The sequence below is a fragment of the Micromonospora sp. NPDC005194 genome, from assembly GCF_040608335.1.
In the GTDB taxonomy this organism is placed as follows: Bacteria; Actinomycetota; Actinomycetes; order Mycobacteriales; family Micromonosporaceae; genus Micromonospora.
In genome coordinates, this window is sequence record NZ_JBEXIA010000069.1 from 1 (window position 1) to 12996 (window position 12996).

At 72.8% G+C, this 12996-nt stretch carries 13 protein-coding genes and 2 pseudogenes; 4 read left to right on the plus strand and 11 right to left on the minus strand.

The annotated features are described in order from the left end of the window. Positions 1-83 precede the first annotated feature (83 nt). A pseudogene (locus ABZU53_RS31075) lies at positions 84-1262 on the plus strand (M20/M25/M40 family metallo-hydrolase); the annotation flags it as partial. A 109-nt stretch (positions 1263-1371) separates the two neighbouring features. On the opposite strand, the gene ABZU53_RS31080 reads toward ABZU53_RS31075, so the two are convergent. Next, on the minus strand, positions 1372-1923 hold the full coding sequence (locus tag ABZU53_RS31080; RefSeq protein WP_354862659.1) for a GNAT family protein: 552 nt from the start codon (positions 1921-1923) through the stop codon (positions 1372-1374). A gap of 167 nt (positions 1924-2090) precedes the next feature. Here ABZU53_RS31080 and ABZU53_RS31085 point away from each other — a divergent pair, with 167 nt between their 5' ends. Further along, positions 2091-2822 (plus strand): VOC family protein, encoded by a 732-nt coding sequence (locus ABZU53_RS31085; RefSeq protein ID WP_354862657.1) that lies wholly within the window; start codon positions 2091-2093, stop codon positions 2820-2822. A gap of 68 nt (positions 2823-2890) precedes the next feature. On the opposite strand, the gene ABZU53_RS31090 is transcribed toward ABZU53_RS31085, so the two are convergent. From ABZU53_RS31090 to ABZU53_RS31115, 6 genes are all read right to left on the minus strand, one after another. After that, positions 2891-3607, minus strand: coding sequence for a VOC family protein (locus ABZU53_RS31090; RefSeq protein WP_354862661.1), 717 nt, complete (start codon positions 3605-3607; stop codon positions 2891-2893). Positions 3608-4355: 748 nt separating this feature from the next. Then, entirely contained in the window at positions 4356-4649 is a 294-nt protein-coding gene (locus ABZU53_RS31095) for a DUF6510 family protein (RefSeq protein ID WP_354862654.1), read from the minus strand. 83 nt (positions 4650-4732) lie between these two features. Next, a complete protein-coding gene (locus ABZU53_RS31100; RefSeq protein ID WP_355069142.1) occupies positions 4733-5497 on the minus strand; it encodes a ferredoxin reductase in 765 nt (254 codons plus the stop codon). A gap of 7 nt (positions 5498-5504) precedes the next feature. Further along, positions 5505-6104, minus strand: a complete 600-nt coding sequence (locus ABZU53_RS31105; protein ID WP_355069132.1) for a sulfite oxidase-like oxidoreductase — start codon at positions 6102-6104, stop codon at positions 5505-5507. Positions 6105-6180: 76 nt separating this feature from the next. Next, positions 6181-7203: a TerC/Alx family metal homeostasis membrane protein gene (locus ABZU53_RS31110; RefSeq protein ID WP_355069134.1), complete on the minus strand. Its 1023-nt coding sequence runs from the start codon at positions 7201-7203 to the stop codon at positions 6181-6183. Between the two features lie 220 nt (positions 7204-7423). Then, positions 7424-7834 (minus strand): DUF2267 domain-containing protein, encoded by a 411-nt coding sequence (locus ABZU53_RS31115; RefSeq protein ID WP_354862649.1) that lies wholly within the window; start codon positions 7832-7834, stop codon positions 7424-7426. A gap of 181 nt (positions 7835-8015) precedes the next feature. Between ABZU53_RS31115 and ABZU53_RS31120 the strand changes: the two genes are divergently transcribed. Both ABZU53_RS31120 and ABZU53_RS31125 read left to right on the plus strand, forming a co-directional pair. Then, complete coding sequence (locus ABZU53_RS31120) at positions 8016-8288, plus strand: DUF2795 domain-containing protein (protein WP_354862647.1); 273 nt, start codon at positions 8016-8018, stop codon at positions 8286-8288. Between the two features lie 42 nt (positions 8289-8330). Beyond that, complete coding sequence (locus ABZU53_RS31125; RefSeq protein ID WP_355069135.1) at positions 8331-8999, plus strand: DUF1345 domain-containing protein; 669 nt, start codon at positions 8331-8333, stop codon at positions 8997-8999. A gap of 268 nt (positions 9000-9267) precedes the next feature. On the opposite strand, the gene ABZU53_RS31130 is transcribed toward ABZU53_RS31125, so the two are convergent. The 4 genes and pseudogenes from ABZU53_RS31130 to ABZU53_RS31145 form a co-directional block, all read right to left on the minus strand. Next, on the minus strand, positions 9268-9936 hold the full coding sequence (locus ABZU53_RS31130) for a hypothetical protein (protein WP_355069137.1): 669 nt from the start codon (positions 9934-9936) through the stop codon (positions 9268-9270). A gap of 84 nt (positions 9937-10020) precedes the next feature. Continuing rightward, on the minus strand, positions 10021-10992 hold the full coding sequence (locus tag ABZU53_RS31135) for a pirin family protein (RefSeq protein ID WP_355069139.1): 972 nt from the start codon (positions 10990-10992) through the stop codon (positions 10021-10023). Positions 10993-11327: 335 nt separating this feature from the next. After that, complete coding sequence (locus ABZU53_RS31140; protein WP_355069140.1) at positions 11328-12404, minus strand: hypothetical protein; 1077 nt, start codon at positions 12402-12404, stop codon at positions 11328-11330. 406 nt (positions 12405-12810) lie between these two features. Next, positions 12811-12996: pseudogene (locus tag ABZU53_RS31145) on the minus strand (hypothetical protein); the annotation flags it as partial.

The following is a 12996-nucleotide window of genomic DNA, read 5'->3' on the forward strand; positions in this document are numbered from 1 at the left end:
CGAACTGCCGGGCCTTCTCCTTGACCTTGTCGGCGCCGAGCCGTACGCCGAGCTGCGCGAAGCCGGTGTTGCACGACTCGGTGACCGCCTCCAGCCAGGACGACCCCGAGCGGGGCATCGGCGCCGCCCGGGACTGGATCCACGCCCGCCTCCAGGAGTACGCGGCCACCTCCGGCGGCCGGATGACCGTCGAACTCCAGTCGTACGTGCAGCAGCCCGCCTCGCGGATCCCCACCGCCACCCGGATCACCAACGTGGTGGCCACCCTGCGCGGTGTGACCTCGCCAAACCGCACCTACGTCGTGACCGGCCACTACGACTCCCGGGCCACCGACGTGATGGACGCCGTCAGCGACGCGCCCGGCGCCGACGACGACGCGTCCGGCGTGGCCGTGGTGCTGGAGCTGGCCCGACTGATGGCCACCCGGCCCACGGCCGCCACTGTCGTCTTCGCCGCGGTCGCCGCCGAGGAGCAGGGCCTGTACGGCTCGGCGTACCTGGCCGCGCAGCTCAAGGCCGCCGGCGCGGACGTGCAGGGCATGTTCAGCGACGACATCGTGGGCAGCGGCACCGCCGACGACGGCACCCGCGACCCGTACGCGGTGCGACTGTTCGCCGAGGGGGTGCCGACCGCCGAGACACCGGCGGAGGCCACCACCCGGCAGTCCGTCGGCGGCGAGAACGACTCACCGTCGCGGCAGCTCGCCCGGTTCGTACGCGACGTGGCGGAGAACGACGCGACAGGCATGCGGGTGCGGGTGATCTACCGGCGGGACCGCTACCTGCGCGGCAGCGACCACATCTCGTTCCTGCGGGAGGGCTGGCCGGCGGCGCGGTTCACCGAGCCGAACGAGGACTTCGCCCACCAGCACCAGGACGTCCGCGTGCAGGACGGCCAGCAGTTCGGTGACCTGCCCGAGTTCTGCGACTTCGGGTACATCGCCCGGGTGGCGAGGGTCAACGGCGCGGCGCTGTGGTCACTGGCCCAGGCGCCCGGCACGCCCAAGGGCGCCATCATCGTGACCACCGACCTGACCAACAACACGACCCTGCGCTGGCAGCGCGGCGACGAGCCGGGCCTGGCCGGCTACGAGGTGGTGTGGCGCGAGACCACGGCCGCCGAGTGGCAGCGGGTGATCCCGGTCGGCGACGTAGCCGAGGTCAGCATCGACCTGTCCAAGGACAACGTCTTCTTCGGCATCCGCGCGGTCAACCGAGCCGGCCTCCGCAGCCCGGTAGCCTTCCCCCGCCCCGGCAGCTGACCGCCCACCCCTCCCCCTTCCCCGCCCTCCCGCCGCCCCCGCCGTCCCGTCCCGTTGATCAAGAGGTTTGCGTCACGACACGCCGGTGTCGGTGACGCGAACCTCTTGATCACGCGGGAGGCGGGGTGGGGGTGAGAGGTGGGGTGGGGGCGGTTATGGCCCAGCGTTCGTGGTCGCGCCACGCGCCGTCGATGAACAGGTAGTCCGGGGAGAAGCCCTCCAGGCGGAAGCCGAGCTTCCGGGCCACCCGCCGCGACGGTTCGTTGCCCGGCTGGATGTTCGCCTCCAGGCGGTGCAGCCCGGCTGTCGTGAACGCGTGGTCGATCACCAGCGCGACGCCCGTCGAGGCGTGCCCGGTGCCGCTGTACGGCTCGAACGCCGCGTACCCCAGGTAACCGCCGCGCAGCGCGCCCAGCACGATGCCGCTGATGTTCACGTAGCCGGCGATCGCGCCGCTGGCCCGGTCGCAGATCAGGTAGCCGGCGCTGTCCCGGCGACGGATGCGGCGCAGGTAGCGGTCGTACTCCTGCGGGGTCGCCGGCGCGGCCAGCCACGGGTGGTGCAGGTCCCGGCTGCGCAGGGCGGCCGCCACGAACTCGTCGACGTCGGCGGGTCGGGGTCGCCGGATGGCGGCGGGACCACCGCTGCGCAGGTATCTCACGGCGGACCACTCTGACCGACCGGCGCGGCCGTTGTCCAACCGGCCCGCCACCCGCTCCTGCGATCAGCGCGTCGGGACGTCGGTGCTCTCCCGGGGCAGCACCGCGTGTGGCGCGACGATCTCGGCGGTCGTTCGCACCGGCCGCGCGTCCGCATAGCATCGTCGGCATGGCAACGCGGCTGGTACAGATCAACATGAAGGCTCGGGACGACTCCGCCCTGGGCGGTTTCTGGGCAAAAGCGCTCGGCTGGGGAATCTCCAGCGAGGGCCCGGGTGTCACCAACCTCGAACCCGAGGGCTTCGTCTACCCCGATCCCGTCGCCGTCTGCGTCGACATCGTCGTCTCCCCGGAACCCAAGACGGTGAAGAACCGCGTGCACGTCGACCTGGCCACCACCTCGGCGGCCCACCAGGCGGAGGTGGTGGCGCGACTGAAGGGTCTCGGCGCGACGCTCGCCGACGTGGGCCAGGGCGACGTGCCGTGGACGGTCATGGCCGACCCGGAGGGCAACGAGTTCTGCGTGCTGGACTCGCTCTACGACGACACCGGACCGATCGCCTCGGTGGTTGTCGACTGCGCGGATCCGCGGGTCATGGCCCGTTTCTGGGGCGAGGCCATGGACTGGACCGTGCACAAGGTGACCGAGGACAGCGCGGTGCTGCGCTCGGCCAAGGGCGTGGGCCCCTATCTGCAGTTTCTCCGCACTCCCGACGTGAAGACGGTGTGGAACCGCGTCCATCTCGACGTCCGCCCCTATCCGGGTGACGACCTGGAGGCCGAGGCGGCCAGACTGCGGTCTCTCGGCGCCACCGCCGTCGACCTGGGCGACGGCGACGTGCCGTGGAAGGTCCTCGCCGACCCGGAGGGCAACGAGTTCTGCCTCCTCACGCCGAGCTGACCCACACCCTCGTCATCCGCGCGGCGCGTGCCACCGGGTGGCACGCGCCTTGGCCGCCCCCGGCCGCGCTAGCGGCGCGTCAGCAGCCGGAACTCGGTGCCGTCGGGGTCGGTCAGCACGACCGCGCCGTCGGCGTCGGCGCCGACCACTGTGGCGCCGAGGGAGAGCAGGCGGTCGACCTCCGGCTGCGGGTCGTCGCCGTCGTCGACGGCGAGGTCGAACGTCACCCGATCCCGGTCCCCCTTCGGCATCAACGGTGGACCACCCCAGGCGATCTTCGGGCCGCCCAGGGGTGACTGGATGGCGGTCTCCTCGTCCTGGTCCCAGACCAGCGGCCACCCGAGCGCCGCGCTCCAGAAGTAGCCGACGGCCTGCGAGCCGTCGCAGGAGACGTCACCGAGGAAACCGCAGCCAGCGAGGAACGTGTTACCCGGTCCGAGGACGCAGAACTCGTTGCCCTCGGGATCGGCGAGCACCACGTGACTCTCTTCCGGACGCTGGCCGACGTCGGTGTGCCGCGCGCCCAGCGCCAGCGCTCTGGCCACCGTCCGCCGTTGGTGTTCCAGCGAGTCGCTGGTCAGCTCGAGGTGTGCCCGGTTCTGCAGGACCTTCGGCTCCGGGACCCGCGGAAAACGCAGCCGGAAACCGGTCTTGTCGTCGGGCAGCACGAGGACGCCGTCGCGGGGGTCGTCGACCAGCTCCCGACCCAGGATCTCGGACCAGAACCGCGCGACACCGAGGGGTTCGTTCGCGCCGAAACACACCGCGAAGAGGTGGCTGGCCATCGCTGCGCTCATCTCCGATCCGGGGACGGGGCGGCCCGGACGGGCCGGAGTTCGGAAGCCTACGGACGGGCCCGGTCGGCCGCACCCGAGTTTCCGGGCCCCGCCCCACCACGCTCGGGGGGCCACCGATCCTGATCGGAGGGTTCGCCGCGCCGGCACTGCGGCGCGTCGGGCGGTACGCCGACGGGTTCGTCTGCGCGGCGCCCCTGACCTGGGCCGGCCCCCTGGTCGCCGTCCTATCGCCGTCCTCGCCGAGGCGGATCCGGAAACGCCGTAGCGGCTCCCCTCAGTGGCGCTGCGTCGCGGGCCGGGCGAACCACCGGGCCAGCCACGGGGTGAGCGCGACGAGGGCGACGGCGAGGGCGGTGATGACGGCCTGCCCGATCCGGCCCGGGGTGACGCCCACCGGCGGGGTCGAGCACGTCGTTGGCGTACCCGTTCGCGGCGGCGTCCGTCACCAGCACGGCGCAGCCCAGCGCGAGCCCCGCCGGACGGCGAGCCGCCAGCAACAGCGCCGCCAACGGATCCCACAGGGTCAGGGACCCGAAGTAGACCGCGAGCCACCCGGGCAGGGCGAGCGGCGGTCGGAGCCCGGGGACGAACACCTGGAGCACGTGCACGACGGTGCCGTAGGCGAAGACCAGAACGGCCGCCGACACGACCAGCCGGGCCCGCAGTGGAACGCCACGCCATCGACCGGTACCCATCCGGCCAGTCTGCCCCAGCGGCGCGAGCGCCGAGCGAACGGTCAGAGCGGCTCGGGAAGCGGCTGCTCCATCGGCATCGGCACCTGGAGGTAGGTGACACCGCGCATGTCCAGCCAGGCCCGGTCCGGCGCGCGGACCAGGCGCACCATCACCGACTCGCAGGACGGGCAGCGCGCGACCATGCCCGGGGCGTGCGAGTAGACGTGCAGGCTGGCCATCGAGCCGGTCGTCCCGCAGTTCTCACAGCGGCCCATCGCGGTGCTCAGGTCGACGGCGAACAGCTCGCGCATCGGGCCGTCGAGCATGTTGCCGTCCAGGTACGACATCTCGGTCATCGGATCTCCTCGACGTTGCGTCGGCGGGCGGGACAGTTGGCGGGCCGGACAGGCGGCGGGCGGGGCAGTCGGCGGGCGGGCTCTCAGCCGGTGGGGCCGAAGCGTTCGGTCTTGATCCGCCGCGACGGGTGGCCCAGCCCGACCAGCAGATCGGCCACGGCCTCCACGAACCCGGTCGGGCCGCACACGTAGGTGAGCGGTTCCAGGTCCGGCGGCCAGCCGTGGGTGTTCACGTCGGCCAGGCCGATCCGGTGCGGCTCGCCGCGCCAGCCGTCGGGCGCCTCGCGGGTGTAGACGTACGCCACGTCGAGGCCGAAGTCGTCGCGGACCCGGCGACGCAGCTCGTCGGCGTAGATCACGTCCTCCGCGGTGCGCACCGAGTAGATCAGCCGGAACGGCACCTTGCTGCCGATCGCCCGCCGCGCCCGGATCATCGCCATCAGCGGCACGATGCCGGAGCCGCCCGCGACCAGCTGCACCGGCGCGGTGTCCTCCGATCGCCAGATGAACCAGCCGCCGAGCGGTCCGCGGACCTCCACCGGGTCGCCGGGACCGAAGACATCGATGAGGTACGGCGACACCTCGCCGTCGGGCACCCGCTGGACGGTCACCTCGATGCGCGGGCCGCCGGGGCCGTCCACGACCGGCCCGGCGATCGAGTACGACCGGGCGGTCTGGTAGCCGTCCGGGGCGGTCAACCGCACGTCGACGTGCTGCCCGGGCAGGTGCCCCGACCAGTCCGGCACCTCCAGGATCAGCGTCTCCGCCGTCGCCGTCTCGACGCGGCGCTCCACCAGCCGCGCCACCTGCCACTTGATCGGCGCCCGGGCCGGGGTGCCCGTCGCCACGGCCCGCTCAGTCACCCTGGTACCGCTGTTCGCGCCACGGGTCGCCGTAGTCGTGGTAACCGGCCGTCTCCCAGAACCCCGGTTCGTCCATTGTCTTGAGTCGGATGCCGCGCACCCACTTGGCGGACTTCCAGAAGTACAGGTGCGGCACCAGCAGCCGCGCCGGGCCGCCGTGCTCGGCCGGCAGCGGCGCGCCGTCGAAGGTGTGCGCCACCCAGGCCCGGCCGCCGCGCAGGTCGTCCAGCGGCAGGTTGGTGGTGTACCCGCCGTACGAGTGGGCGAGCGCGAAGTGCGCGCTGGTGTCCACGCCGTCGAGCAGGGTGTCCAGGGAGACGCCCTGCCAGGTGGTGCCGAGCTTCGACCAGTGGGTGACGCAGTGGATGTCGACCATCGCGGTCTCCTGCGGAAGCGCCATCAGCTCCTGCCACGACCACCGGTACTCGGTGCCGTTCTCGGCGGCGATGACGAACTCCCAGGTGTCCAGGGAGACCCGGGGTGTCGGGCCGGCCGACAGCACCGGAAAGTCCTCGGTCAGGTACTGACCGGGTGGCAGGGCCGGCTCCTGTGAGCGGGGCCGGCCCTGAAAGCCCGGTGACACGATTCCCATTGCACAGTCGTACCACCCGGGCCGGCCGGGGCGGGAGCTTTCCCGCGTACGCCCTCGTCGACCCGGCGCGGCGCGGTCAGTGCCGCTCCGTGACGACCTCGCGCTGCTCGGGCGTGCCGCCCCGGGTGGCGCGAAGGCTGGTCAGGGTCACCACCACCAGCACGCCGATGATCACGCCGAGCGAGGCCAGGGTGGGGATCTGCGGCACGCCGGCCCAGATGCCGTGCGCCCAGTGCAGACCCAGCTTGAGGCCGATGAACGCCAGGATGATCGCCAGGCCGTAGCTGAGGTGCACCAGCCGGCTCAGCGCCGCGTGCAGGACGAAGTAGAGCGCCCGCAGGCCGAGCAGGGCGAACGCGTTGGTGGCGAAGACCAGGTACGGGTCCTCGGTGATGCCGTACACCGCCGGCACCGAGTCGACGGCGAAGACCACGTCGGTGGCCAGCACTGCGACCACCACCAGGGCGAACGGCGTGAGTGCCCGCTTCGCGCCCTGCCGCACGGTCATCCGGGTGCCGTGGTACTCGTCGACCACCGGCATGATCTTGCGCAGCAGCTTCACCGAGCGCATCTTGTTGATGTCGACTTCCTGCTGATGCCCGGAGAGGGCGTCGCGCAGCAGCTTCACCGCGGTGGCGATGAGGATGATCGCGAAGAGCAGGAACGCGAAGTCGAGGGTCTGCAGGGCCGCCGCGCCCAGGGCGATGAAGACCGCCCGCAGCACCAGAGCGCCGGCGATGCCGTAGAGCAGCACCCGCTGGGCGAGCACGGCCGGCACCGCGAACGCGGCCAGCAGCAGCATGAAGACGAAGAGGTTGTCGACCGAGAGGGACTTCTCGACGAGGTAACCGGTCAGGTACTGCACGCCCTGCTCGGAGCCGTAACGGGACCACACCCAGCCGCCGAACGCGAGCGGCAGCGCGACGTAGAACGCCGACCAACCGATCGCCTCCCGCATGGACACCTCGTGCGGCTTGCGCGTCACCAGGAAGTCCAGCACCAGCAGCAGCACCACGCCGGCGATGGTCAGCGCCCAGAGCGTGGGCGTGCCCACCGACGACAGGTCACTCGCTGCGGCCAGGTATGACAATTCGGTCATGGGGTCTCCTCGAACACCGTGTCATGTTCGAGGTCTCCTTCACCCATCGGAGATGGGCAACCACCCGAGGCACGCCGGGCGTGCCGTACTGACCGGAATGGTTCGTGGGAAGTACTCCCCTCGCACGACAAGGTTAGGCCAGGGCCGACCGACACGCCAAGCCGGACGTCGATCGTTGCCCTGGCCAACCGCTGTGCGTCCCCGGTCGGAGGTTCCACCGTCAGGCGCGGCGCAGCGTCGCACCCGGCGCCATCGCCTGCTCCACGAGGCCCCGGTAGTCGCGCGGCAACTGGGTCGCCACGTCGTCGAACTCCCCGCCGGTGATCGCCTCGCGCAGGGTGGTGAACACCGCCCGGACGGCGTCCCGCGCGGCCGGCTCCTGCACCTGCGCGCGCAGCGCGACCCGCGCCACGAACTCGGCCGCTCCGAACCGGTCCGCCTGCTCGGTGCTCGGGCTGGGCTTGAGCACCAGTTGCAGCGGCTGCGGAAGCTGCGCGGCCAGGTCCAGCACCTCACCGCCGGTCAGCCGCTCGGCGAACGTCTCCAGCACGGCCCGGGTCAGCTCGACCGCCTGCTCGGACGACGTCCGGGTGCGCTGGGAAACCAGGTCGACGAAGGTGTCGTATTGCATCGCGTACTCCCTCGGGCTTGTCGGCGCCGCCTGCGGGTACCCGCGGTGCCGTGGTGGAAACGGCGCCGGATTTCCTGCGGCGACCCGGGCGATTTCCTCCGCCGACCCGGGCGTGACGAGGCGGCGGGCGGGTAACCGCCGCCGGTCGTGACCACATCGATGCCCCGAGGGAGCCCCAGACATGGCGAGCTACGCGGACGTCCTGCAGTACCTGTCGAGCCTGGACTACCCGGCCGAGAAGAACGACGTGGTCCGCGAGGCCGAACGGGAGGGCGCCCCGCCGGACGTGCTCAAGGCACTGCGCGCCCTGCCGCCCGTCGACTACGCCAACGGCACCGAGGTGGCCCGGTCCGCCGGCATCGAGGCCGCCCCCGAGGTGAGCCCCTCGCAACGCGCCGCGCAGGCCCGGGACAAGAAGCACAACCGGGTGTCGCAGCATCTGCGCGGCATCTGACCCGGCGGTGGTGGCGTCCGTCGTAACGCGCGGACGGCGCGGATGACTGGCACCGGCCCGCTGTCCCGCCCGCCGGACGGGCACACCCCGGCGGCGGTGCAACTCGTCGTTGTGGCGGTGGTCGGCGTCATCGTCGGCGGCGTTTTCGCCCTGGCGCTGTCGCCGTCGCTCGCCCCGCTGGCCGGCTGGGACGTCGCCGCGCTGAGCTGGCTGGTGCTGGTGTGGCGCAAACTCTGGCCGATGGACGCCACCCGCACCGCCCGCCTCGCCGTGTACGAGGACCCCAACCGGGCCACCCGGGACGTGGTGCTGCTCATCGCGTGCCTCGCCAGCCTGCTGGCCGTCGGGCTGGTCCTCGCCAGCGCGCACGCCGCGCCACCCGGCGTACACCGCGACCTGTACGGCGTGCTGGGCGTCCTCAGCGTGGTGCTGTCCTGGCTGGTCGTCCACACCGTCTTCACCGCCCGCTACGCCCGGATCTACTACACGGGCCCGGACGGCGGGGTGAACTTCAACCAGAGCGAGCCGCCCCGCTACTCGGACTTCGCGTACGTGGCGTTCACCGTCGGGACGACGTTCCAGGTCTCCGACACCAACCTGACCAGCAACGAGATGCGCCGGACGGTGCTGCGGCACGCGTTGTTGTCGTACCTGTTCGGCGCGTTCGTCATCGGCGTCACGGTGAACCTGCTGGCGGGGCTGGCGCACTGAGCGCTCGCGCCCGGCTGCGTCACGGGCCGCTCGTGCCCGGCTGCGTCACGGGCGGCGGCTCGCCGGGACAGGCGGGCGCCCCTTGGCCGCGAACCGCGACCGGGGGCGCCACGCAAACCTGCCCAGGCGGTGAACCGCGTCCGAACCGGTCGCGGTCACCCGGCGGTGGATGCCCGCTCGAACCGAGCGGCCAGCACCGCCGGGTACAACCATACGACAGACCATCCCCCGTACGGTCAGTTTTGGCCGAAGTGTGGGCCAGGGCACGTCAGGGACGGCCGGACAGTTCCGCGTACCGGTGCTCCAGATCGACCCGGGCCAGCGCTCCCACCAGCCACGCCAGCCGCTCCGACTCGCCGCTGGCCAAGCCGGCCAGGTCATCCGCCGAGCGGCCCAGCCCGAGCCGTCGGGCCGCCGCCAGCGCCCGCCGGTCCGCCACCGGGGCGACCTCCCGCCACAGCGCCTGCGCCTCGCGCAGAAACAGGTCGACGACCTGGTCGTCCACCCCGGGCAGGTCGGCGAGGAGCGCACGCTCGGCAGCCGGCTCGTGGTGCGCGACCGCGCGCAACCGGCGCAGGTCGCCCCGGTACCGCTCGACGACCGTCCGGGCCAGATCGCCCAGCACGTCGGCCAACGCGTCGACGTCACCGCGCTGACCACTGTCGCGCAGCACCCGCACCCGGTCCTGGTGCAGCGACCGGGCCAGCCGGGCGGCGCTGTCCCACCCCTCGTCGCGCAGCGCCCGCGCGCCGTCCAGCGCCCGACGAAAGTCACCCCGGCGGGCGAGCAGTACCGCGAGGTAGAGCACCTGGAACAGGCTCGCCGGATTGTTGGTCACGCGGAAGCCGTACTGCTCGGCGAAGCCTCGTCCACTGCCGGCCAGCCGGCGGGCCAGGCGTTTGCGGTCCTCGACAGGCGTGATCAGAGTGGTCGCCATGCCGGCGACTACCCACGCCACCGTCGGCCAACCGCCGACCCCGGCCTGCCCCAGCCCTGGCGCCGGTCCGGCGCCGCGGGCCGGTCAGCCGTGCAGGCCGCCGGTGCGGTCGCGGGCCTTGAGCCGGGTGGTGGGCAGGGCGGGCGCCGGCAGTGGCGACGCCGCATCGTCGGCCACCACGCCGAAACGCCGGCCGGCCATCCAGTCCTCCCGAGCGGCGGCGACCTCCTCGTGCGAGCGGCACACGAAGTTCCACCACATGACCAGCGGCTCCTCGAACGGCGTACCCCCCAGCAGCAACAGCCGGGCACCCGCCCCGCCGCGCACGGTCACCTCGCGTCGACCCGAACCCAGGTAGAGCAACGCGCCTGGCTCGAAACCCACCCCGGCGGCCTCGGCGGAGCCGGACATCGCCAGCAGGGCGTACTCGAAATCGGGCCGCAACGGCAGCGTGGTCGGCGCCGCCCCGCCCAGCTCAAGCTGCACGCCCACCAGCGGGGTGTGCACCACCGCCGGGGACCGCTGGCCGGCGAACTCGCCGACCAGCAGGGTCGCGTCCACGTCGCCCTCCCGCCAGCGTGGCAGGTCGGCGTGGTGCGCGAAGTCCGCGGCGCCGGCCCGCGCCGGGTCCGGCAGCGCCACCCAGAGCTGCACACCGTGCATGACCGGCGGGTGCGTGGCCGGCGACCGCTCCGAGTGGGCGATGCCGTGCCCGGAGGTCATCACGTTCAGCTGGCCGGGCCGGATCGCCTGGACGTTGCCGAGGCTGTCCCGGTGAATGATCTCGCCGTCGAGCAGCCAGGTCACCGTCTGCAGGCCCATGTGCGGGTGCGGTGGCACCTCCATGCCGGGCCGCTGCGCCACGTCGTCCGGGCCAAAATGGTCCACGAAGCACCACGCGCCGACCATCCGCCGAGGCCGCTGCGGCAACAACCGCCGAACGGTCGTGTACCGCCCCAGTGGCACATCGTGGCCCGGCAGCAGCACGCTGCCGGGATCGACGTCGGCCACGCCGGGCGGTCGGGTCTGTGCCGGCATCGATTCGGTACGCTCCACCGCCCGACTGTACGCTCGCGCCCTCCCCGGGCTGCGGCGCTTCCCGCCAGGGGTGAACCTCCGACCCAGCACGTCGCGGGTGGGTTGGTCGGCGTCCTACCCGACCGCCCGGCGCCCGGCTCACTCCCCGGCGACACCGGCCCGCGTCTCCGTCTCTGGCCGCTGCCCGCTCCTGGCCGCTGCCCGCTCTTGGCCGCTGCCCGCTCCTGGCCGCTGCCCGACGGCCCCGACCCCACACCCGACGTCGCCGGCCCGACGCCGACGGCCCCGGCCAGCACCCGAGGTCGCCGGCTCGACGCCCGACGAACCTGGTCGGCGTCCTAGTCGTGGGCCGGTCACCGGGACTCGGTCACCGTCACGGTGCCGGCGCCTGCCACCAGGTCAAGGAAGAGCCGGTCGGTTGAGCGGTCCCACCCCGGCGTACTCAACAGCGCGCCAGCGGCGACCCCGGCCCAGCGCTCGTCGCGGACCGCGACCGAACCGGCCCCCGCTCCCACCCGCACCCGCACCGGTGGTGTGCCCGGCACCCGGATGTCGAACTGGTTGACTCCACCGGTCAGCCGCACGGTCGTCGTGCCGCCGTTCATCGGCGGCAGGATGAGATCGGTGCGGGCGGAGCCGCCGACGAGATCCACGCCCAGAAGTCGTGCCTGCGCCAGGTCGAGCACCTGTTCGCCCACCCCGCCCTCCAGGTGCAGACGCCAGGCGACCCGCTCGCTGAGCAGCACCCGCGCGGCCCGCTTCTCGGACGTGCCGGTGGCCACCACGCCGAGCCGGACGGTCTCACCCTGCACCACTGGACGGACGGCCACACCCGAGTCGGCCGGGCTGCTGATCCGGTAGAGGTCGTCGCCCAGGTCGGCCACCCGAAGGTCGAACGATGACAACCCGTCCGCCAGTACGAAGGTGGCCTTCTGCCGCCCCGCCAGCGGCGTCGTCATCGTCTGCTCGGCAGCCGCAGCCGCAGCCGCACCCGGCCGGGCGCCGTCGGACCGGGCGCCGTCGGACGGGGCGCGGTCGGACCGGGCGCCGTCGGGCCGGGCGCCGTCGGGCCGGGCGCCGTCGGGCCGGGCGCCGTCGGGTGCGCCGGAGTATGCCTGGCCGAGGCGGTAGGGGTCGGCGACGATGACCACCACCGCCGCGGCGCCGAGAACCAGCATCACCGCCGCGGCGGCCACCAGCAGCCGAGCACCGACCGACCAGCGCCCCGGTGTCGCTTCGGCACCCACTGGTCTCGGCTCCGCCTCCGACCGGTGCCCCGGCCCGGAGCCGGGCCGGGCCGGGCGGCCCGCGCGCTCCGGCTGATCTGCGGCCGGGTGCGGCGCCGCCGGGTGCGGCGCCGCCGGGTTAGTTGGTTGCTGCCCCGGATCGTGTTCTGCCTGGTGCTCGATGCCGTCACCCACTGCGGCCATGCCTATGCCCTTCCGCCGGTCCCCGCCGGGAGGTACGTACCCGCCGGCCCATCGGATCACTCCGCGCCGACCACGCCGCTCCGCTACGTCGCGTCAGTGAATCTTGGACAGTTTCCGTTAGGGCCGAACGGAAACTGTCCAAGATTCACCGTCACACGGGCCGACAATGCCGTTCGGCGGGCTGCGCCCGTGGATGTGAGGGGTCAGCCGGTCACTCGGCGGGGCTGGTTATGCCGCTAGCCGGCACCCAACTCCGGGTGGCGGCCAGGTCAGTGAGCGATGGCCGGGTACGCCGCTGGCCGGCACCCAGCTTGGATGGCGGCCAGGTCAGTGGGCGGGGGCTGGATATGCCGATGGCCGGCACCCGGGTTCGGGTGCCGGCCAGTCGGTCGGGTCGTGCGGTGGGTCAGCTGTTCCAGTGCTGGCCAACCAGGTCGGTGGCCTGCTGCTCCCACTGGGCGTAGGCGTCCGGGTAGGCCGAGACCTGCACGGTCTGGGCGGCCTGGGTCAGGGGCATGTCCTGCCAGCCGTCAACCTGACGCAGGCCCTTGAGGAACGCGGTGGTGGAGTACTCGGGGTTGGTGATCTGCTC